The following is a 21,228-nucleotide window of genomic DNA, read 5'->3' as shown; positions in this document are numbered from 1 at the left end:
AGAAGGTTTTAATTCAGGCCGACATTCGGGCCGATAATACGTCCGAAACCAGCCTTCTCCAGCATCAGCTGCAAGGTTGATGCGATGACTTCACCACTCTCCATGGTGATGACTTCTTCGAGTAGTTTCTCTGCCCATTCACGGCTGATGCCACGCAGGACCGACTTCACTTTCGGCAAGTTCGTCGCGTTCATCGACAGGCAGTCATAACCCATTGCCATAAGCAGGACGGCACCCATGGGGTTACCCGCCAGCTCACCACAGACACTGACCGGCTTACCTTCCGATTTTGCATCATCAACAATGCGTTTCAGTGCCTGCAGAACCCCAGGATGAAACGCCTGATAGAGATCAGCAACACGAGGGTTGTTGCGGTCAACGGCAAGCAGATACTGCGTCAGGTCATTACTGCCGACCGACAGGAAGTCGACGCGCTGAGCCAGATCCTTGATCTGATAAACAGCCGCAGGAACTTCCACCATAACGCCAACTTCAGGCATCTCGACCTTAAAACCTTCTTCGAGTGTTTCTACATGCGCACGGTAAATGAGGTGCAATGCCGTATCCACTTCAGCAACGTTGCTGATCATCGGCAGCATGATACGAAGATTATTGAGGCCTTCACTGGCCTTCATCATGGCGCGTACCTGCACCAGGAAAATTTCAGGATGATCGAGGGTAACGCGAATACCGCGCCAGCCGAGAAACGGGTTTGCCTCATTGATAGGGAAGTACGTGAGCGCCTTATCCCCACCAATATCCAGCGTACGCATAGTCACCGGGTCTGGACTGAACGTCTCGAGCTGCTCCCGGTAAATCTCCTGCTGCTCACTCTCCGACGGGAAGCGATCCTTCATCATGAACGGCACTTCGGTACGGTACAGGCCCACCCCTTCGGCACCCCGATCACGACTGCGCAACGCATCTGTAATCAGGCCAGTATTCACCCAAAGGGGAATGCGATGTCCATCGAGAGTTTCGGCCGGTTGATGCAGCAGGCCCTCAAGATCTTCGGCAAGCGCCTGCTCTTCTTCGTAGATGGCATAGTACTGCTCACGCAATTCATCATTTGGATTCGAGAACAGAAGGCCACGGTAGCCATCAACGATCAGGTCTTTGCCATCAAGTTGAGCATGCGGCAAGTCTACGGCACCCATCACAGTCGGGATACCCATAGCACGCGCCAGAATCGCCACGTGAGAGTTGGAAGAGCCTTTCACCGACACCATAGCGCGCAACTTTTCAGTCGGCACTTCACCCAACATGGCGGGCGTCAGTTCTTCGCTGACCAGAATAGTATCATGAGGGTAATCGTCCGGGCGCGAGGTCGCTTCGTTGCCCTGTAAATGCGCAAGAATACGTGTACCAAGGTCGAGAATATCGGTAGCTCGTTCGCGCAGGTAAGCATCTTCCATCATCTGGAAGTGACCGACGTACTCCATGACTACCTGACGCAGTGCCCCCTGAGCCCAGTTGCCCTTGTTGATCGCAACTTTGACCTCAGCACCCAGAGCGTTGTCGTCCAACATGTTCAGATACACGTCGAACAGAGCCATTTCTTCGGGGCGCAGTTCGCCTTTAAGCTTGCCACCTAACGAGCGTATCTCTTCTCGCGCGGCTTCCAGCGCAAGATCAAAGCGCTCCAGTTCGATCTCGACCGACTCGGGTTCACGATCAACCACTCCCGATAGGTCTGCCGCGGGTGAAATAACCACACCCGTACCAAGACCGACGCCGGGCGCACCCGGAGCACCGGTGAAGCGGGTACTCTTTTTCGGTTCGGTGGCTGTCTGTGGAATATGAAGGATATTGCCGGTCGCTTCGGCATGAGCAATCACGCCCGCCAGCTGCGCCGACATAGTGACCAGAAACGCCTCTTCACCAGCATCAAACTGACGGCTGTCGCGCTGCTGTACCACCATCACGCCCAACAGGCGTTTGTGGTGGATAATCGGTACGCCAAGGAAGGACATAAAAGGATCTTCCCCGGTCTCAGACAGGTACTGAAAACGGGGATGCTCAGGAGCATTATCGATATTCAGGGGTTCTTCGCGGGTACCGACCAGGCCGACAAGGCCCTGTGATCCGGCAAGGCTGACTTTACCCACAGCGTCCTGACGCAGACCTTCGGTCGCCATCAGCACGTAGCGTTTGTCATCGGGCTCATACAGATATACTGAGCATACCTCGGTCTGCATCGCCTCGCGGATACGGGCAACCACTACCTTGAGGGCCTCACTCAGTTCGGTGACTGAGCTGACCTCCTGTACGATACGTCTCAGTATATCGAGCATGTTTTCTGTTCTGGCCTCGCTATTAGGCTCAGTTTATCTCGTTCGTTGTTATTATCTCCGGACTCAGCCGGACTTACGTTGCAACCTTGCAATACGCGGTGCCAGTTCCGCCAGTGCGCGACGGTAGACATCGCGCTTAAAGGCAACGACTTCACCAAGAGGGAACCAATAACTCACCCAGTTCCACCCATCAAATTCGGGGTTGCCCGTCGCTGAGAGGTTAATCTCTGATTCCTCTGCCAACAACTTCAGCAAGTACCATTTTTGCTTCTGCCCAACACACACAGGGCGCTTGTCGCGTCTGACCATCCGCTTTGGCAGGCGGTAGCGCAGCCAACCGCGGGTCGAACCGATGATCTGTACGTGCTCGGGTAAAAGACCCACTTCTTCCTGAAGCTCACGATACAGTGCTTTCTCCGGCGACTCTCCGCGTTTTATTCCCCCCTGTGGGAATTGCCAGGCATTCTGACCAATCCGACGGGCCCACAGCACCTGCCCCATTGCATTGCAGATGATGATGCCGACGTTCGGACGATACCCATGCTCGTCTATCACAATGCCATCCAACTCTATCTATTCACTCAACCTTGCCGATTTTATCGCAAAGATCAAGGGCGCACGTCGGGTGCGTAAAACATAATAAGGAAAGTATGGCTTGTTCCCGCTAGAATAGCGATCTGTTTCTGATTCATCTGCCAATACAGGGCCAGTTACCGTGGCATTAGCAATTTTCGATCTCGACCATACCCTTCTCTCTGGCGACAGCGACCATGCCTGGGGGCAATTCCTCGTTGACCGTGGTCTGGTCGACCCGGAAGTCCACCAGCGCCGCAACGATCATTTCTATGAACAATACAAAGCGGGCAGTCTGGATATCCACGAATATCTGGAATTTGCCATGCGCCCTTTGACGGAATACGACGCTGACCATATGCATGCGGAGCGCGACATCTTCCTCAACGATCGTATTGAGCCTCTGGTCAGTCAGAAAGCAAGAGACCTGATCCGCCATCACGAAGAGCGCGGGGATACCCTGTTAATCATTACAGCCACCAACGGGTTTGTAACCTACCCGATTGCCGAGCGACTGGGCATTACACACATTATTGCGCCGCATCCAGAAGTCATTGATGGCCGCTACACCGGTAAGACCGTCGGCATCCCGAGCTTTCAGGATGGCAAAGTGACTCGCCTTAAAAGCTGGATGGAAGAGCATAGCCACGACATGGAAGGCAGCTATTTTTACAGTGACTCGCACAACGATCTGCCGCTTCTGCGTCTGGTCGATCATCCGGTCGCCGTCGACCCCGACCCAACACTTCAGGCAGAAGCGGAAGCCAATGGCTGGCCAGTCATCAGCCTGCGGGTAGATTAAGAAGACTGAATCGATGAAGCGCCTGGCCTCCGCACTACTGGGATCAATGCTACTACTCTCCGCCTGCACTGACGGAGAGCACAACAAGCCCATGAGCACCGAGGTATCGGGCCTGCCTGAGCCGGAAAGCCTGGCTGTTGATGAAGCCTACCCCGAGCGATTGATTAATATTGCCTATGCCCAGCTTTCAAAGTCAGTAGAGGCTGCACAGGCACTTCAGTCGAGTGCTGAAGCACTGCGTAAGAACGCAACACCAGAACGCCTTGCAGAAGCCCGGAACCACTGGCGTGCCAGTTACTCCGCATACCTGTCGTCGCTTGCTGCTTCTGACATACCGGTACGCGAACCCAGCGAGTGGTTTGCCGCCAAACTGACACGAAGACATCTGGCAGAACAGATAAACAGTTGGCCCGTCGAACCCGGCTATATCGATTACCTCGAGGGTTACCCCTTCACTGGTATCGTTAATGACACGACTCTGGTTATCGACAGAGAATCTCTGCTGGCACAACATCAGTTTTCCGATGTGACCTACGTGAGTGTGGGCTACCACGCAATTGAGTTCGTCCTCTGGGGAGATAATGGTCAGCGCCCGGCGTCTGATTTCGATATGAATGCTGCGAAACCCGAAGAAGGTGACAGCAGCCCGGTCGCTCATCACGAGCGCCGCGGAGACTACCTGACGACATTGGTCGGCATCCTGATTGCTGACCTGCAACGACTGCAGATGCGCTGGACACCGTCCCCGGAAGCTCAGGGGTATTATGCGCAACTGCTCTCTACAGCGACCCCTACAGAAACATTACAGGCCAGCTTGCTGACCGTGAACCGGATTATTGAACAAGACCTGCTGCAGAACTACCTGACAGACATCGGCAGCAGTCCATTCAGTGGAGGGACACAGGCCGACGTGGAAGCGATACTCCGTGGAATTCGTCAGGTACTGATTTCAGAAGATGGGACAAGCGGCCTTCAGCCACTGCTGACAGCGCGCAAACAGGAAAAGGACTTGGCGCTTCTGGCAGAGGTAATTGCTCAGACCAGTGCAGACACCGCCTGCATTGCAGGTTGGCAAACGGCAGTGTCTTATCTGGAAGGTCAGTCAGCATGCCGCCAACAAATGCTGGAACTGCTGATTACCCTGAAGCAGATCAATGATCAGCTGGGCCTTAAGATCCCAGCGAGTGGCTGATCAGGCTCAGCGCGTTGGCAATACGCGAGCAAACACCGCTTTGAGATAGCGTGTCTCAGGAATAGCTGGCAGCACTGGGTGGTCTGCCCCTTGAGAGCCCACATGCTGAATCAATACTTCACGATCAAGCTCACGCCCCAGAACCCGCAGAATATCCGGCAAGCGGTCATCGGCCAGATGCATAGAGCATGAGCCCGCAACGATCATGCCGTCTTTGTTAAGAAGTCTCATCGCAATCTGATTGATGCGCTTATACGCCTGCTCACCCGCTTTAACATCTTTACGACGTGGGATAAACGCAGGTGGATCGACAACAACGATATCAAACCGCTCACCGTTATCGCGTAGTTGTTTCAGGGCAGCGAAAGCATCCCCTTCCCAGCAGTGCAATTTATCTTCGACACCATTAAGTGCCGCATTCTCTTCAACCCAATCCAGCGCCTGTGCAGAAGCATCAACACAATGTACTTCACTTGCACCATGGTTAGCCGCCTGAACGCCCCAGCCACCGACATAACTGAAGACATCCAGCACACGCTTACCCTTCACCAGGCGATTGAGCTGCGCGCGGTTTTCACGGTGATCATAAAACCACCCGGTTTTCTGACCATGAATGACCGGCGCCATAAAGCGTGTGTCATTCTCGATTAACGGAGCGCAATCGTCTTCCAACTGACCATGAACAATATCAACGTACTCGTCGAGGCCTTCGACCGCACGCAGTTTACCGTCATTTTTCAGCACAATCGTCGCAGGTGACGCCACTTTATGAACCGCATCGATGATGTCGTCGCGCAGCATCTCCATCGCAACGCTGGAGATCTGAATCACAGCAACATCGCCAAAACGATCAATTACCAGACCCGGCAGGCCATCACTGTCACCATATACCCAGCGATAGCACTGATGTGGATACCAGAGCTCACGACTGCTAAGCGCAACCTGAAGTCGGTGAACAATCAGCGAGGCATCCAGCAACTGCGAAGGACTACGACTGATAAGACGACCGCAAATTAATTGATCGGGATTCATCACCGCAACGCCAAGTGGCTTTCCACTCGCGGCCTCAATCACTACCTGCTCCCCAGCGGTGATGTTTTTCAGCGGGGTCTGCGCCGTGTCGACTTCATTACTGTAGACCCACAGGTGGCCAGACTTCAGACGACGTTCCGTCTTTGGCTTCAGGCGCAGAGAAGTAAGCATGAAACAGGCTCCGGTAAAAATAGAGAGTTAAAAACAATGGCGAGCAAAGCGCGGAAGTATACGCGAAAAGCCCCGGCGCATCATAAGATTCACCAGGGCATTAGAGAGTAGTGTTAAGTTAAAGGAACCGGACAACATTTAGTAAATAAAGCGCAGTACCCCTCAATCATGTCCATACTTACGAGCCATAATTCAGCATACTAAAAACGAAATACCACATTCACTGCCTCATCAACCGCACTCTCGTCGATATAACCAATCATATTCGGATTATCAGCTATCAACTTCTTGACCTCAGAGCTATCACCGACTGCCTTAGGTGGAGTTCCCTTACCTGTAAAAATAAGCTTGGACCAATAGGCCTTGAGCTGACTTTCACTCTTCCCTAAGACCTTCTCTGCAAATTCGTTTCGCGGTGCTGACCCCTCGGTTTGATCAATAGGCACCGCGGAACTTCCATTCGGAAAACTTGAGGACTTGCCCAAATATATGCGAGAGATGACACTTGCGTCCAACTCGGTAATTCCATTGCCACTACTTACTACTACAACCGTGCCAGCGCTAGCAGGAAGAGCTATCAGTAGTAACGTAGAGCCTACTAAGCTAAATAAGATTTTAGTCAAATTCATATAATCTCTCCTTAAAATACCAAATCTAGTGCGACAGAATAAAGCATGCCGTCTTCACCCGAAGTAGAACCGGCTTGAATCTTTTCTTCGATTTTCTGAACTTCGAATTTAAATGCAGCGCTGGAGTCGTAGTCATAACGAGCACCGAGAATCCAGCTGCTATCATGTCGCTCGAACATAGACTGTATGTTTCTTACTGTAGCATCTGATTCCTTCAAACTTCGCACCGATGCGTAACTCAAATGTACCGTTGTTGAGTCAAAGCGCTTCGCTACACTAAAGAGAGAGGACATTTCGTCAAGAAGCATTGCGGTTTCATGCTCTAAAGCAGTTACTTCAGCTATTGCGCTGACATCACCATTATCCCAAGTTGCAGCCAATTCATAAAAATGACTTGTTTTGCCATCCAAAGCAAATTTCTCACCAACTCCACTTGCGGTTGCTAGCCCATATACTTGATCAAGGTCCCTGGTTCCTCCAAGCTCCAAATCTGTGTAACCGTCGCCAGTGTGTACTGAAGCACGATACCCGAAATCACCAAGCGTCAGTCCAAATACGACACCTGCGAGATTTTGCAAAGAAAATTCATAGGCCGTACCATTTACTGAAAAATCCTCAAGTAGACGCCCCACATAGACTTGTGTAAACAATTCAGCGGTTCCAATCAGAAATTGCCGCGAAGCATCTATCCCATTAAAAGATGAGAACGTGTCAAGACTGTATACCTCTTCTGGCGGCCTTATCCAGTTATAAGCGTAGCCAACCTCGAGAAAATCTGAATAATAGAAGAAGGGGGTACGTAAACGACCGATTCGAAGGGTCGTCACATCATCAGGTGAGTACGCCACATAGGCCCAAGCCGCCTCGGTATCATAATCTTCGCCCCCCCTGGAAACCAACTGGGTCGTAGCAGATGTTGAATCGTTCACTTGTTTCGATAGCTGAACGCCTACAACAGTGTCTGCCGAAAAGGATATATCATCGTCATACCCCTTAACAGATACCTCAGAATTGGACAGTACGCCTGCTCCAACACTCATGAAGCCATTGACTACCAGTTCTTCGGCGAATAGTCCCGGACTTGCACTCATCAAGGCCAGCGATACTAAAGGAAGTTTGATTTTAAGCATAGAGTTAGTTCCATATTAATTATACTCATAAGAACCATAGATCATAAAATCATAGTTGTTTGCAGTATTTTACTTTTACTGACCTGTCAGATATGCCACATCCCCTCCTGAGGCGCTCTCGCATTAACATGCCAAGGAAATTTTTAATTGAGTATTAACTATCTTTACAACGTCGCGAAAGCTAGTAATTGCCACCGATCCCGACCCCTCCAGCATTGATAAGAGATAACTGACGACGATCAATGATCGAAATAGTCGCTAATGAAAATTTCGCCGATTCAAGGTAGGACTAGAGGCCTAATAGTGGTTGGAGCAACTTCACGATTTTTTTATCTAATCACTGGCCGACTAATATATCCTTGTCTATTGTTTATAGACAGATTTACATAAGGGTAATAGTCATGACTTGGTTCAGCCGTCTTAGCGTGTTCCACAAAATCATGCTCATACTTGGGGTTTACGCGGTTTCCAGCGCAATCAATTTTACGATTGGCATCAAGGGCGTTAACGATACCAAAGAGTATATTGTTAACCTCGAAGAACGGATTTACGAATCCGTGCAGCTGGCAACCCAGAACAGCTTTCTGTTGCAGCGTGCCGATGAAATGTTCACACAGTCGGTCACCGCCGGTGATCCTGAGATGCAAACATTAGGCGAGGAAACGGTTGGGAATCTTCTCAGCAATATCGACCGCTTACTCACCATCGACGCAGCCGATAAAGACATACTCAGCCAGATTAAAGTCAGTGCTGCAGAGTATCTCAGCGTATCCAGCAAACTGCTGAATAACCTGCTCAGCGACAACCCGGATTTCTCGCAGCTGCAGAGCCTGGGCGCTAAGAAATCTGACCTCCTCAGCGAGACCAATGCGCTGTTGAAGCAGCACAAAGCGAACGTTGATACGCAATTCTCCTCGGCGATCGACGGAGCCCTGTCGAGCAGCTCTCGCACCCTGAACATGGTGACAGTGACCAATGTCGCTTTTCTGATTTTGCTCAGCATGCTGATTTTCTATATTGGCCGCCTGTTCAGTAACACGGTTAATTCAATGAAGAACTCTCTGGCCGATCTGGCCGATGGGAGCGGTGACCTGAATACACGCCTGAAGGTTCAGACGGAAGACGAGCTGGGCGTCATGACCCGCAACTTCAATGCTTTCATGGATCGCCTCAATGAGATTATCCGCAAGGTAAAAGAGGTGGCTCCAGAGGTGGGGGACGCCGCGAACGCCATGAGCGGTAGTACAAATCACGTTCGCTCGGTGACTGAGAATATGAGCCATAAAGCCTCAGAAGCGACCTACGCGATGAATGAAATGGCCAAATCAATCGATGAGGTCAGCCAGTCAGCCAGTGAAGCCAGCGGTGTCATGCAGGAGACTCGCGATGAATCTGCCGAGAGTCTGAAGATTGTTGAATCGACCATCAACAACTCTCGAGAGCTGAACTCGCAGATCCTTGAAGCCTCCGAGAGAGTGGAGCGACTGGTACGCGACACCGGCGATGTGTCGACCATTCTTGATGTAATCTCAGCCATTGCTGAACAAACAAACCTGCTGGCTCTGAATGCTGCAATCGAAGCTGCACGTGCAGGCGAACAAGGTCGGGGCTTTGCGGTGGTGGCTGACGAAGTCCGTGCCCTCGCTTCCAGAACCGCGTCTGCGACGACCGAGATCCGCGATGTCCTGGACCGCCTGGAGTCCGCCGCCAACGAGACAGTACAGTCGATGACATTAGCGAAAACCCAGTCTGAACAGAATGAGCAAAATGCAGAGCAGACGGGCAAACATATTTCGCAGATCAAGAGCCGCGTAGAAAGTGTGAGTTCGATGGGGCTGACCATTGCTGCGGCGACTGAAGAGCAAACGGCGGTTGTGAGGGATACGCACTCAAGCATCAGTGCAATGAACGACACGGTCAGCGAGATCCAACAATCATTTGCTGAACTCGCACGCCTTGCAGACAACCTGCAAGGTGCGGCCGGGCATTTGCAGGACTCAACCTCTAAGTTCCGGATCTGAGGTTACTGTTCCACTTAGCGCGACAACCTGCCGGGCATGGAGTAAATGCTGCTGACACCCCGGCAGGGAGCACCAGCAGCGCCCGGACACCTTGTGCAGCAGATACGCACAGGTGCACATTGATTACAAAATAACAAACACCTCTGCTGAGTTCTGACTAAACTTAGTTCACTACTCTTCGGTCCCGATTTCGGCAGGCAGCCATGGCGCAACCTCTTACAGATCAGCAGATAAGCGACATCATGCAGGGCATCCGCGTGCCACCGCAGCCGCAGGTGTTGGTTGATCTGCAAATGGAGCAGATGTGTCCCGATCCTGACCCACGCAGTATCGCAAAACTGATCAGCCAGGATGTCGGCCTGACGGGAGCCATCCTCAAGGTCGTTAATTCAGCGGCTTATAACCTCAGCTCACCCAGCACGTCAGTCGAACATGCAGTCAACCTGATCGGCATCGATAGCGTAATCAATGTCATCAATGGTCTGGCCATCCGTAGCGAGCTCAGTGACGCCAACATAGTTCAGCTCAATCGATTCTGGGATACCGCCACCGACATTGCCAATATCTCCGTGGATATCGCTCGCACCATCAACTTTGAGCCAACAGACTGGGCCTACATGCTCGGCTTATTTCACAATTGTGGCATTCCACTGATGATGATGCGGTTCGATAACTATTTTGATGTTATGGAGGAATCTTATGCGCACCCTGACAGGCGCGTAGTGGATACTGAAAATGCCATACTCAATACCAACCATGCTGTGATTGGCTATTACACGGCGAAATCCTGGCGGGTACCGAAACCCATTTGCGACGTCATTGCAGAACACCACAATGCCACTCACTACTTCCGCCCGGAAAATACGAGCGACGATGAGCGTAAAACACTACTGGGCATTCTCAAGCTCGCGGAACATATCTGCGGAAATTACCGAATTCTCGGCCAGCAGGACGAAGACCTTGAATGGCAAGCATCAGGAAGTGAGATTCTGGCTCACCTCGGTCTCGGCGAGTACGACGTAGAACAGCTGACGCTCTCATATGATGAAAGCGGCGTGGGCGCCCAGAACTACTGAAGCGCCACGAAAAGCTTACTGCAAGCCCATCGCTTTCATAACGACATGCTGCTTTACCGGCATCATTTTATCGAACAGGCGCATTCCCTCGTTACGTATTAAGCGCACCAGAGGCTGGTCTGACGCAAACAAACGCTTAAAGCCCTCCATTGCTGCCATGGTCGCCAGATTATCGGCCTGTCGCCGGCGTTGATATCGAGCCAGTACCGCATCAGATCCAGGGGACAGCCCCTTATCCATTGCCCGCACTATTTCTTCAGATAGAACCTGAGCGTCTTTAAAACCGAGATTCACGCCCTGACCAGCCAGCGGGTGAATCGTATGGGCAGCATCTCCTGCGACAACAACCCCGGCTTCGTAGTACTGTGACGCATGGCGCTGGCGTAACGGGAATCGCTGTCGGCGTGATACTTCAGTGACATTACCCAGCTTCCCCTCAAAGGCGTCGGTAAGTGCAGCGCAGAAGTCTTCGTCCGACATGGCCAGCACTTTGTCTGCTTCCTCTGGCAATGTCGACCAGACGATTGAAGCAAGATGATCGTCAGAATGCAAAGGAAGGAATGCGAGTGGCCCTTCCGGGCGAAAGCGCTGCCAGGCGGTCTGCGCGACGCTCTGCTCAGTACGTACAGTCGCTACGATCGCGTGATGGCCATAATCCCATTCACGGGTTGCCATTCCAGCCATCTGACGGACGTTAGATAACGCCCCATCAGCACCTATGAGGAGGCCGGTTTTGAGTGTATTTCCGTCCGCCAGAGTCACAGGTACCCAGCCGTCTGCATCTGGGTTATCGAAACTCTGTACCGCGGTTTGAAGACGCTCGATTGAACGGGCGGACTCAGTGATTTTATTCAATGCTGTCAGCGTCTGGCGATTTTCAACGATATGCCCCAGCGCCGGAACGTGCAGGTCGGTCGCATTAAAGGTGACCGAGCCTGTCCCCTCTGCGTCCCAGACGTGCATCCGGGTATAACCACTCAGCACCTGGTGCGGAATCAAATCCCAGGCACCGATGTCTGTCAGAAACGCCTGAGACTGAGCCGTGAGTGCACTGACCCGCAGGTCATAATCACTCACACCACTGCATTCGCCCGCGGGCACAGCTTCAGAGGGGTCAATCAAAGCAACGCGTATATCGTTCCCCCCCTGACTCAGGGCCGCAGCAATGGCCTGCCCAACCAGCCCTGCACCTACAATAGCAACATCAAACTGCATAATATTTATCCCAGTTTCGCGGCTGTGTGACCCAGCCCCATAGCGTGACGAGCAAACAGACGGCGAGCGACCGGCGCAGCTGCCATGCTCAACAAACCTGCATCGCGCAGAAATGCGACCGCCGGTGCTTTACTGCCGAATATTCGCGGCAGCAGGTCGCTGGCAGCAATGGTGTTGCGCTGATCTGCCGACTGCTGCTGAAGGTAGGCTTCCAAAACCTCCAGACTGCCCACATCCTGTCCCTGCATCGCCGCCCGGTTCAGATGTTCAGCAAGTACCGCAGCGTCTCTCAGTGTGAGGTTAAACCCCTGACCTGCTACAGGATGAAGGCTGTGCGCGGCGTTCCCCAGCAAAACCAGCGAACGTCTGACCTGTTCGGACGACTTCACCAACGCCAGAGGATAAGTCAGTCGCTCGCCCATGGCGGATATCTTACCGACCCGGTATCCGATACGTGCCTGCAACCGTTCGATCAGTACGTCATCCGCCAACGCCAGAACGTCATCGACCTCATCATCGCTAAGAGTCCAGACAACGGCGTATTCATCTTTATTCAATGGTAAAAAAGCGATCGGTCCATCACTACTGAAGCGCTCATACGCCCAATGGTCATGAGGCTTCTCACATTTAACCTGAGTCACCAGTGCCTGCGCTCCGTAGTCTTTGCGGCTTTGCTCTATGCCCAGCTGGCGCGGCAGTGGCGAGCGGCCGCCGTCCGCCATAATCAGGAGCGTTGTAGTCAGCGTACGTCCATCATCCAGTATCAGTTCGGCACCTTCCGCAGTCATCCGCACAGTTTCAACACTGTTCGGCGCCATCACATGCAGGCTGTCAGAGGCACTCAGCCCCGACAGCAGGCCGTGCCCGAGACGATGGTTCTCAATGATATAACCGAGCGCTTCGGTGTTCTGTTCATTCGCATGTAGTTGAGCCTGACCAAAGCGGCCTTCGTCACTGACCTGAATATGATCGATACTGCAGGCGTAGGGAGCAATGCTGTTCCAGATGCCCAGCTCTTCGAGTATCTGTCTCGTTCCCCAAGAGAGGGCAGTTGCTCTGCCATCGAACGATGGAGGTCGATCACTGTCATCTTTATCCCAGCTCAGGGGCTGACGATCAATCAGAGCAATGCTAAGTCCAGCTGCACGTGCAGGTGCCAAAAAATGAACCAGACTGGCGCCGGCCATACCGGCACCAAGAATGGTAATGTCTACCTTGCTGTTATCTGTACTCATAGCTTCACGCACTCATCAGAGCTTCAATATCTGCGATCTCTTTAACAACGTCTTTGGTCAGGACATCGCATCCATCTTGAGTTACTACGACATCATCTTCGATCCGGATGCCGATACCACGCCACTTCTCATCCACGGACTCATCATCCGGTGCGACATAAATACCTGGTTCAATGGTCAGTACCATGCCGGGAGCAAGCGTGCGCCACTCGCCCTCTACCCGATATTCACCGACATCGTGCACATCCATACCCAACCAATGTCCGGTTTTATGCATGTAGAACTGGCGGTACGCGAGCGACTCTATCAGCTCATCGACCTCACCACTCAGAAGACCGAGCTCAACGAGACCAGTTGTCAGTACTCTCACTGCAGCCTCGTGAGGCTGATTCCAGTGATTACCTGGTTTAGTCGCCTCAATCGCTGCGTACTGCGCATCGAGCGTCAGTTGATAAAGTGCCCGCTGCGGCTCACTGAAACGCCCGTTAGATGGGAACGTACGGGTAATATCAGAAGCGTAGTAATCCAGCTCACAACCAGCATCGATGAGTACCAACTCGCCATCATTAATGACGTCATCGTTGCGCGTATAGTGGAGTATGCAACCGTTGTCACCCGAACCGACAATCGACGGATAGGCAGGCCAGCGACTGCCCGCCGCCATGAAGATCTGCATAATTTCAGCTTCCAGCTGATATTCACGCATCCCCGGACGCACAGTCTGCATAGCACGGGTGTGGGCCTCGGCACTGATCTCGGCCGCATGACGCATCACCGCCACCTCAGCATCCGATTTAATCACACGCTGCTCATGCAGCAGATGATCCAGCGCACTGAATTCGTGAGGAGGTGTTGCACCACTGCGCACCTGAGCCCGGATGTGATTCACCCATTGCATCAGTTGGCGGTCAAACTCCGGGCTCGTGCCCAGATTCGCATAAATACGATCACAGCCTTCGATCAGCCCCGGAAGAATGTCGTCGATATCCGTCACCGGGAACGCATCGTCGCAGCCTAAAACCTCAGGCGCCGCTTCCGGACCGACACGACGTCCAGTCCAGATTTCCTGCTCTTTGATTTTTTCCTGACAGAACATCACGTATTCGCCATGTTCACGCCCGGGAATAAGCACCAGCACCGAATGCTCTTCATCAAAGCCACTCAGATAATAGAAATCGCTGTCCTGGCGGAAAGGATGTTCAACATCACGGTTGCGCACGGTGACGGGCGCAGAAGCCAGAATCGCGATGCTGTTCGGGCTCATTTTCTCCATTAACGCCTTACGACGTTTTGCGTACTCGGCAGAATCCAGCTTGATCATAGTGATCTCTCTCAGCATCTTGTGTGCGTTGCTATCGTGAATATCCAGATTGATTTTCTGTCTCGCGAATCAGTGCAGTGTTTTCTGGGTGGCGCCTGCAGGCGGCTGCGCTGGCTTGTTGTATGCGTAAAAGACCGTGAGCGCCGCAACACGAGCGTGCTCTGCCAGCTCGTTCAGCAGCTGCACATTTTCAGGGTCGTTCACATCATCAACCTGCGCCTGTGAGAAAGCGTCCAGGTCCTGCAGTACTTCCATCACGTCTTTATCAGGGCGCCCGGTAATTTTGCCCGAAGCCCCCAGGCCATCAAGGAAACCCTTGCTCCACTGTGCCAGGCATTCAACCTGCTCATCGACGTCCGCTTCTTCATCGTCGGGCAGCAGAACCTGATACGCCATATCTTCAGCGCCGAGGGTGTCGACAACGTCTGCGTAGAACCCAACAAGTAGGGGGCGCAGCCCTTCCGAAACCTCTTCAATCTCAAGGTAATCGGCAGCTTCCTGAAGCCAGTTGTCAGTCGTAAGGCGAGCACCTGCAGAGAGAAAACCCGTTAACCAGCCATGCAATGCCGACGGCGATTGAAAGCATTTATCGTCTTCCCACTGGTCGGCGAGTTCGGGATAATTCAGTGCCATAAGAACCTCAGAAACAGTTTATGGTCAGATTGTACCACTTGGGGCGACCTGAGTAAGAAGATGCGTCCCAAAACCGGGGCCGCACGTTGACCATTTGCCCGACTGCCTCTTATAGTACCCACTATCTGGCAGCCCTGTGCCCGACAATAAATAAGGTGACGGACCGCGATGCAAGAGGCCGAGATTCAAGCACTACTACAGAAGATCGAGAAACTGCTCGATATTCATGAAGATCTGCGCGAGCAGAATAAGGCCATGCGCAATGCCGAAGCCGCCTGGCAGGCAGAGCGTGCGAAGCTGATTCAGCAGAATGAAATCGCGCGCCGCAAAGTCTCTGAAATGATCACCCGCCTGCAGACTCTGGAGCGTAACAGTGGCTAAGACCCCAAATACCGTATCCCTGACTATCATGGAGCGCGAATATCGCATCAACTGCCCAGAAGGGGCTGAGAGCGAACTGCGCGAAGCTGCGAATTATCTGAACGACAAGATGCACGAAATCCGTGAAGCCAGTTCGAAAGCCGGCAAGGTTTTAGGCGCTGACCGTATCGCTGTCATTGCAGCCTTGAACATCACCCACCAGCTGCGCGAAGCAGAGAACGGCCAGGTGCAGGTTAACAGCGACATCGAGCGCCTGAACAAGCGTGTCGATGCCCTTCTCGAAGAAGACTCACAACTCGAGCTGTAAGCCTTTCGCTGCAGAAAAATAGTGTTTTTCTGCAGCACTTCACAAATTCTCACCTGGTTTTCCGTGACATTCGCCCCCCGCTCTTTGCTATACTTCATTTGCTCCCTGGAGTGCCTGGTCGGTAAAGACCTCGAGCCGATGCTTATTACCCAGGAGGGTTTCTCTCGTTGTTGTGAGCATGTCCGGCATGACCGGAAAGCCTGATTCGATGACCGAACCCCCCACCTTGAACCATAGGGTTCAAGGGCTTTATCCGACATAAGGGCGCACCAGGGAGCTTTTCTTTTCTGGAAGCCTCTCCGTGAACAAGCAAGAACTCCGTAAACTGATCCGCAAAAAGCGCCGTGCCCTGACACCTGCGCAACGTCATAAAGCTGGCCGTAGCCTGACCCGTAGCCTACACCACAGCACTCAGTACCTGAGCGCTAACCGGGTGGCTCTTTACCTGAGCAATGATGGTGAAATTGATCCACACTGGGCCATCGAAGATTTGTGGAACCGGGGAAAAGAAGTTTACCTGCCAGTACTGCACCCTCTGCGCAAAGGCTACCTGACATTTATACGGTACCAACCTGAGACGCCCATGCGTCGCAACCGGTTCGGTATATCAGAACCAGACTTCCGCCGGGGTACCCATGTACCAGCGCGCTTTCTCAGCATGGTTGGTCTGCCACTGGTTGCGTTTGATGAACGCGGCAATCGTCTGGGGATGGGCGGTGGCTTTTACGACCGCACGCTGGCATTTAGCCGTCGGCCAGGCCAGAAACCCGTCCTGATTGGTTGTGCGTACGCTTTTCAGGAGATCAGAATGCTGCCTGCCGAGTCATGGGACATCCCACTGCAGTTTATAGCAACAGAGAAAGGGATAACGTCCCTTTCGAATTAACCGAAACCCACAGATATCAGCCGCCGTTATTCAGCGGATACTCGCCTCTGAGGCAAGCACTGTCGGGTCGCGGCGCTCTTCAGCGGCGATACTGGTGACGGCAGAACCAATAATGGCGAGGAGTGAGAGAAATATAAGTACATCTGGCTTTCTCATTACTCAGTGTTCCCAATTTTAAGCTGTTATTCTTACTTGAGGAGTCATCGGCTATAACCCGTGCTCCCCATTATTTTTTATCATTGCGACCGAAAGTAGACGTTTATCGTCTTTAGCAACCAAAGGCGCATTTAGCCCTAAGCAATCAGCGAGCCAAGATAAGGCGCTATTATGAAATTCTGGTTACTCAAATCCGAGCCGGACGCATTCTCTTACAATGACCTGGAGAATGCCCTAAACAAGGGCACAGTATGGGATGGTGTGCGTAATTATCAAGCCCGCAATATCCTCAGAGACGACATAAACGTGGGCGATAAGGCTTTTTTTTACCATTCCAGCTGCAAAGAACCCGGAATTGTCGGAATCTGCGCCATCACTGAGACGGGTATCATTGACCCGAGTTCCCTTGACCCGGCATCAAAGTATTATGATCCAAAGTCGTCACCGGACAATCCACGCTGGATAACAATTAATGTCGTGGCTGATCGTGCCCTGAAGAGGGTCATCACGTTGAAAGAGCTGCGCCAGCATGAAGCACTGAGTGAAATGGTGTTACTGAATCGCGGACGGCTATCCGTGCAGCCCGTATCAGAAAGTGAGTGGGAATATATTCTGGGGTTGGAGTAACCGTTCGGGCTTACAACAACCTGGCTGAGAGTATTTTCTGGCCGTGTGCAGCATGGATGCTGCACCCGAGCCTACAGGGATGTATTTACGGCGAGGCAGAAAATACTCTCAGCCAGGTTGCTGTAACTGCGTCAGCGCCCCCTCGATACTAAGCCGCAGAAACCGGTGTATTCAGGGTCTGTTTTAAGCGCTCAGTTATCCGCTGATACATATCCGCCCGCTTATCCCGTGACTCGTTCACCAAGTGATGGCGGCCGTCTTCAAGAATAAACAACTCGCGAGCAGTAAACTTAGCTTCCAGCACCTTCATATTGTGGCGCCAGTCGACGGTGCCGTCGTTATCCCCTTGCACAACAAACAAATTCACATCGGTTGCAGGCTGAGCCTCGATAAAGCGCATCCAACGGATCAATGCACCTACCCACTGCACACTCAGATAGAGCGACTGGAGCGGATCTTGTGAGCGGACGAAATCGAGAAACTCTTCATCAGACGATGAATCGCCATGCTTACGCTTCATCTGTTTCATAAACAGACTTACTACAGGGTGAAAGATAATACCCTTGCGCCAGCCGACAGGACGCACCAGAGGTGCAAGCAGAATCACATCCTTGAACGGACAGTCGTTGACTGTGAAACCGCGTTTAAGCAGATAATTAATCAGGATGGCTCCGCCGGTGCTCTGGCCAAATGCCACCAGATTAGAAGCTGGCCCTTCATCCATGTTCTCAGTGACCTGATCCATCAACCCACTGAATACCGCATCGTATTCCTGAAAATCCCGAATCGTCGCCTGCTCACCGCTCGACAGTCCGTGCCCCGGCAAATCAAAGGCAATCACGTTTAACTGCTGACGCAGACAGTAATCAATCAGCGAACCGTACAGCCCAAGATGGTCATAGTAACCATGAATGATTACCGCCGTGCCACGTGCATTCGGGCACATCCAGCGTTGAACAACAATCTGAAATTCCGCGATATTGAGGTAACCCGCCTGATGAGAAAGGGCCTCGGCCGAATCTTCAAAATTTAGGTGGTAATGTGCGCTGTAGGCACTCAGCTCCGGGCCGGGATCGGCATCAGGCAGTAACCAGTCAAATTCTTTCAGCTCAGCGACAACTGATTCACGGCTCCAGCTCATAAGTGGCCTGATGATCCTGTTGAGTAGTTTAACTTTGAGATCAAGTATAGAGGGGGATTGCGGGGTTTAAAACGATGTTTTCATACCCCGCAGGTCGCGTGTTCTCAGCCCGTATGTACCGCACCACGTGCGGCGTGCAGTTTCCTGTAGCTTTCGACTAAGCGCAGGTGCTTATCCAGACCATCGAGGCGATTATTGGTTGGCGTCAGGCCATAGAAGCGAACAGTACCTGCGATAGAGCCCAACACTGCATCCATGCGCGCATTGCCAAACATGCGACGGAAGTTGTGTTCGTATTCACTGATGTCCATATCGTCAGCGAGTGTCACCTCAAGGGCGACATCCATTGCCTGATAGAAAAGGCCTCGCTCGACGGTATTGTCGTTATATTGGAGGAATGTTTCCGTAAACTCTTTCGCTTCTTCTAAACGTCCAAGTGCAAGACACAGCAGAAGCTTTAACTCCAGAATCGTCAGTTGGCCCCACACCGTATTTTCATCAAACTCAACGCCAATCAGGGTAATAATATCGGTGTAATTATCCAGCTCACTTTCTTCGAGACGTTCGAGTAAGGCATCAAGTTCGTCGTCAGAGCGCGAATGGATATTCAGAATATCGTCTCTGAAAAATAATGATTTATTGGTGTTATCCCAGATTAAATCTTCAACTGGATAGACCTCAGAAAAGTCGGGCACCAGAATACGAACAGCGGGCACGCCCAGTTCGGTATAGGTTGCCATATACGCCTCTTTTCCAAGATCTTTAAGCAGATCAAACAGTGCGCTCGACTCTTCTTTAGTTGAGAGAGTGCCGCCCGCGGTGAAATCCCAATCTACAAAATCAAAGTCAGCCTTATTGCTGAAAAAGCGCCAGGAAACGACACCCGTCGAATCAATAAAATGTTCGACGAAGTTATTTGGTTCGGTTACTGCCAGAGACTCGAATGTCGGCTTAGGTACATCGTTCATGCCTTCAAAGCTGCGGCCCTGCATCAGCTCAGTCACACAACGCTCCAGTGCCACTTCAAAATCCGGGTGAGCACCAAACGAGGCGAAGACACCGCCGGTTCTCGGGTTCATCAGGGTCACACACATCACCGGAAACTGACCACCCAGCGAAGCGTCTTTCACCAGAATAGGAAAGCCCTGCTCTTCGAGGCCCTTAACACCTTCTACGATATTCGGATAACGACTCAGAACCTCTTCAGGCACATCAGGCAGGGCCAGTTCGCCCTCCAGGATTTCGCGTTTTACAGCGCGCTCAAATATTTCAGACAAGCACTGAACCTGCGCCTCTTCGATGGTATTGCCTGCGCTCATACCATTACTGAGAAACAGGTTCTCAATCAGGTTAGATGGGAAATACACCGTCTCACCATCAGACTGACGAACATAGGGCAAAGAACACACTCCCCGTTCGATGTTGCCCGAGTTCGTATCGATTAAGTGAGAGCCACAAAGCTCACCATCCGGGTTATAAATTTCGAGACAGTATTCATCAAGAATACCTTCGGGCAACTCATCTGCCGGGCCGGGCTGGAACCATTTTTCGTTCGGATAATGCACGAACTCTGCATTAGCAATCTCCTCACCGAAGTACTGATCGTTGTAAAAGAAATTGCAGTTAAGACGCTCCATAAACTCGCCCAATGCGGATGCCAGCGCTGCATCTTTGGTCGCACCTTTACCATTGGTAAAGCACATCTGAGAATCCGCATCACGGATATTCAGCGACCACACATTCGGCACGATATTGCGCCATGATGTGACCTCAATTCGCATACCAAGATCCGCCAGCAGGCCCGTCATCTTCGCAATAGTCTGCTCCAGCGGAAGGTCCTTACCGGTAATGTGGGTACCTTCACCCGCCAGTTCAGGGACATCAAGCAGCGCCTGCGCATCATCATCGAGGTTCTCAACCACGTCGATCTGGAACTCAGGCCCCGTCTGAACCACCTTCTTTACCGTGCAACGATCGATCGAACGGATAATGCCGGTTCGGTCCTTGTCAGAAATATCTTCTGGCAGCTCAACGTCGATTTTGAAGATCTGGTTATAGCGGTTTTCTGGGTCAACGATATTGTTCTGGGAAAGGCGGATATTCTCAGTGGGGATATCGCGGGCGTTGCAGTACACCTTTACAAAGTAGGCCGCACAGAGCGCCGACGATGCCAGAAAGTAATCAAATGGTCCGGGCGCTGAGCCATCGCCTTTATAACGGATCGGCTGATCAGCGATTACGCTGAAGTCATCGAACTTGGCTTCGAGTCGGAGGTTGTCGAGGAAGTTGACCTTGATCTGCATGGTGGCGCACCGGAAAAGAGTATCTGTGCGCCATTATCCAGTTTTGGGAAGCGATGTCGCCTTAGTCTCTTCTCGGGGATAAGATCCCCTTATATGGACCCGT

General features: G+C 52.1%; 20 protein-coding genes and 1 other RNA gene. 9 read left to right on the top strand and 12 right to left on the bottom strand.

The window, feature by feature from the left end:
* Window positions 1-8: 8 nt before the first annotated feature.
* Both ptsP and rppH read right to left on the bottom strand, forming a co-directional pair.
* Window positions 9-2,294, bottom strand: coding sequence for a phosphoenolpyruvate--protein phosphotransferase (gene ptsP / locus B3007_RS14285; RefSeq protein WP_301376953.1), 2,286 nt, complete (start codon window positions 2,292-2,294; stop codon window positions 9-11).
* 63 nt (window positions 2,295-2,357) lie between these two features.
* On the bottom strand, window positions 2,358-2,849 hold the full coding sequence (gene rppH, locus B3007_RS14280) for an RNA pyrophosphohydrolase (RefSeq protein ID WP_068440986.1): 492 nt from the start codon (window positions 2,847-2,849) through the stop codon (window positions 2,358-2,360).
* Window positions 2,850-3,009: 160 nt separating this feature from the next.
* Here rppH and B3007_RS14275 point away from each other — a divergent pair, with 160 nt between their 5' ends.
* Both B3007_RS14275 and B3007_RS14270 read left to right on the top strand, forming a co-directional pair.
* Window positions 3,010-3,669: an HAD family hydrolase gene (locus B3007_RS14275; protein ID WP_068440967.1), complete on the top strand. Its 660-nt coding sequence runs from the start codon at window positions 3,010-3,012 to the stop codon at window positions 3,667-3,669.
* 13 nt (window positions 3,670-3,682) lie between these two features.
* The gene (locus B3007_RS14270) at window positions 3,683-4,861 is read left to right on the top strand and encodes an imelysin family protein (RefSeq protein ID WP_301376956.1); all 1,179 of its coding nucleotides are present in this window, start codon (window positions 3,683-3,685) and stop codon (window positions 4,859-4,861) included.
* Between the two features lie 6 nt (window positions 4,862-4,867).
* On the opposite strand, the gene B3007_RS14265 is transcribed toward B3007_RS14270, so the two are convergent.
* From B3007_RS14265 to B3007_RS14255, 3 genes are all read right to left on the bottom strand, one after another.
* On the bottom strand, window positions 4,868-6,064 hold the full coding sequence (locus B3007_RS14265; RefSeq protein ID WP_068440957.1) for a class I SAM-dependent rRNA methyltransferase: 1,197 nt from the start codon (window positions 6,062-6,064) through the stop codon (window positions 4,868-4,870).
* Window positions 6,065-6,264: 200 nt separating this feature from the next.
* Window positions 6,265-6,693: a phosphate ABC transporter substrate-binding protein gene (locus tag B3007_RS14260; protein ID WP_068440954.1), complete on the bottom strand. Its 429-nt coding sequence runs from the start codon at window positions 6,691-6,693 to the stop codon at window positions 6,265-6,267.
* Between the two features lie 11 nt (window positions 6,694-6,704).
* A complete protein-coding gene (locus B3007_RS14255) occupies window positions 6,705-7,823 on the bottom strand; it encodes a hypothetical protein (RefSeq protein WP_076514253.1) in 1,119 nt (372 codons plus the stop codon).
* A gap of 401 nt (window positions 7,824-8,224) precedes the next feature.
* Between B3007_RS14255 and B3007_RS14250 the strand changes: the two genes are divergently transcribed.
* Window positions 8,225-9,844: a methyl-accepting chemotaxis protein gene (locus B3007_RS14250; protein ID WP_301376960.1), complete on the top strand. Its 1,620-nt coding sequence runs from the start codon at window positions 8,225-8,227 to the stop codon at window positions 9,842-9,844.
* Between the two features lie 203 nt (window positions 9,845-10,047).
* Window positions 10,048-10,920 carry an HDOD domain-containing protein gene (locus tag B3007_RS14245; RefSeq protein ID WP_068440946.1) on the top strand — a complete coding sequence of 291 codons (873 nt, stop codon included), beginning with the start codon at window positions 10,048-10,050 and terminating at the stop codon, window positions 10,918-10,920.
* A gap of 15 nt (window positions 10,921-10,935) precedes the next feature.
* On the opposite strand, the gene B3007_RS14240 is transcribed toward B3007_RS14245, so the two are convergent.
* From B3007_RS14240 to B3007_RS14225, 4 genes are all read right to left on the bottom strand, one after another.
* Entirely contained in the window at window positions 10,936-12,135 is a 1,200-nt protein-coding gene (locus tag B3007_RS14240; RefSeq protein ID WP_301376962.1) for a UbiH/UbiF/VisC/COQ6 family ubiquinone biosynthesis hydroxylase, read from the bottom strand.
* Window positions 12,136-12,140: 5 nt separating this feature from the next.
* Window positions 12,141-13,370, bottom strand: a complete 1,230-nt coding sequence (gene ubiH / locus B3007_RS14235) for a 2-octaprenyl-6-methoxyphenyl hydroxylase (protein WP_301376964.1) — start codon at window positions 13,368-13,370, stop codon at window positions 12,141-12,143.
* A gap of 4 nt (window positions 13,371-13,374) precedes the next feature.
* Window positions 13,375-14,691, bottom strand: a complete 1,317-nt coding sequence (gene pepP, locus B3007_RS14230) for a Xaa-Pro aminopeptidase (RefSeq protein WP_301376966.1) — start codon at window positions 14,689-14,691, stop codon at window positions 13,375-13,377.
* Between the two features lie 69 nt (window positions 14,692-14,760).
* On the bottom strand, window positions 14,761-15,324 hold the full coding sequence (locus B3007_RS14225) for a UPF0149 family protein (RefSeq protein ID WP_301376968.1): 564 nt from the start codon (window positions 15,322-15,324) through the stop codon (window positions 14,761-14,763).
* Between the two features lie 168 nt (window positions 15,325-15,492).
* On the opposite strand from B3007_RS14225, the gene B3007_RS14220 reads away from it, so the two are divergent.
* The 4 genes from B3007_RS14220 to B3007_RS14205 all read left to right on the top strand — a co-directional run bounded on the left by B3007_RS14220 (window position 15,493) and on the right by B3007_RS14205 (window position 16,898).
* Window positions 15,493-15,705 carry a TIGR02449 family protein gene (locus tag B3007_RS14220; RefSeq protein WP_273089460.1) on the top strand — a complete coding sequence of 71 codons (213 nt, stop codon included), beginning with the start codon at window positions 15,493-15,495 and terminating at the stop codon, window positions 15,703-15,705.
* Window positions 15,698-16,012 (top strand): cell division protein ZapA, encoded by a 315-nt coding sequence (locus B3007_RS14215; RefSeq protein WP_217693562.1) that lies wholly within the window; start codon window positions 15,698-15,700, stop codon window positions 16,010-16,012. Before B3007_RS14220 ends, B3007_RS14215 begins: the two co-directional genes overlap by 8 nt.
* A gap of 99 nt (window positions 16,013-16,111) precedes the next feature.
* Window positions 16,112-16,292, top strand: a non-coding RNA gene (gene ssrS / locus B3007_RS14210) — 6S RNA.
* A 21-nt stretch (window positions 16,293-16,313) separates the two neighbouring features.
* Window positions 16,314-16,898 (top strand): 5-formyltetrahydrofolate cyclo-ligase, encoded by a 585-nt coding sequence (locus B3007_RS14205; protein WP_301376972.1) that lies wholly within the window; start codon window positions 16,314-16,316, stop codon window positions 16,896-16,898.
* Window positions 16,899-16,928: 30 nt separating this feature from the next.
* On the opposite strand, the gene B3007_RS14200 is transcribed toward B3007_RS14205, so the two are convergent.
* A complete protein-coding gene (locus tag B3007_RS14200) occupies window positions 16,929-17,054 on the bottom strand; it encodes a hypothetical protein (RefSeq protein WP_273089454.1) in 126 nt (41 codons plus the stop codon).
* A 171-nt stretch (window positions 17,055-17,225) separates the two neighbouring features.
* Between B3007_RS14200 and B3007_RS14195 the strand changes: the two genes are divergently transcribed.
* Entirely contained in the window at window positions 17,226-17,681 is a 456-nt protein-coding gene (locus tag B3007_RS14195; protein ID WP_301376973.1) for an EVE domain-containing protein, read from the top strand.
* Between the two features lie 148 nt (window positions 17,682-17,829).
* On the opposite strand, the gene B3007_RS14190 is transcribed toward B3007_RS14195, so the two are convergent.
* Together B3007_RS14190 and B3007_RS14185 are read right to left on the bottom strand one after the other, a co-directional pair.
* The gene (locus tag B3007_RS14190) at window positions 17,830-18,822 is read right to left on the bottom strand and encodes an alpha/beta hydrolase (RefSeq protein WP_301181150.1); all 993 of its coding nucleotides are present in this window, start codon (window positions 18,820-18,822) and stop codon (window positions 17,830-17,832) included.
* A gap of 104 nt (window positions 18,823-18,926) precedes the next feature.
* On the bottom strand, window positions 18,927-21,125 hold the full coding sequence (locus tag B3007_RS14185; protein WP_297531474.1) for an OsmC domain/YcaO domain-containing protein: 2,199 nt from the start codon (window positions 21,123-21,125) through the stop codon (window positions 18,927-18,929).
* Window positions 21,126-21,228 lie beyond the last annotated feature (103 nt).

It is taken from the genome of Thalassolituus sp. UBA675 (assembly GCF_002297765.1).
In the GTDB taxonomy this organism is placed as follows: Bacteria; Pseudomonadota; Gammaproteobacteria; order Pseudomonadales; family Oceanobacteraceae; genus Thalassolituus.
This window is presented reverse-complemented; position numbering and strand designations above follow the sequence as displayed.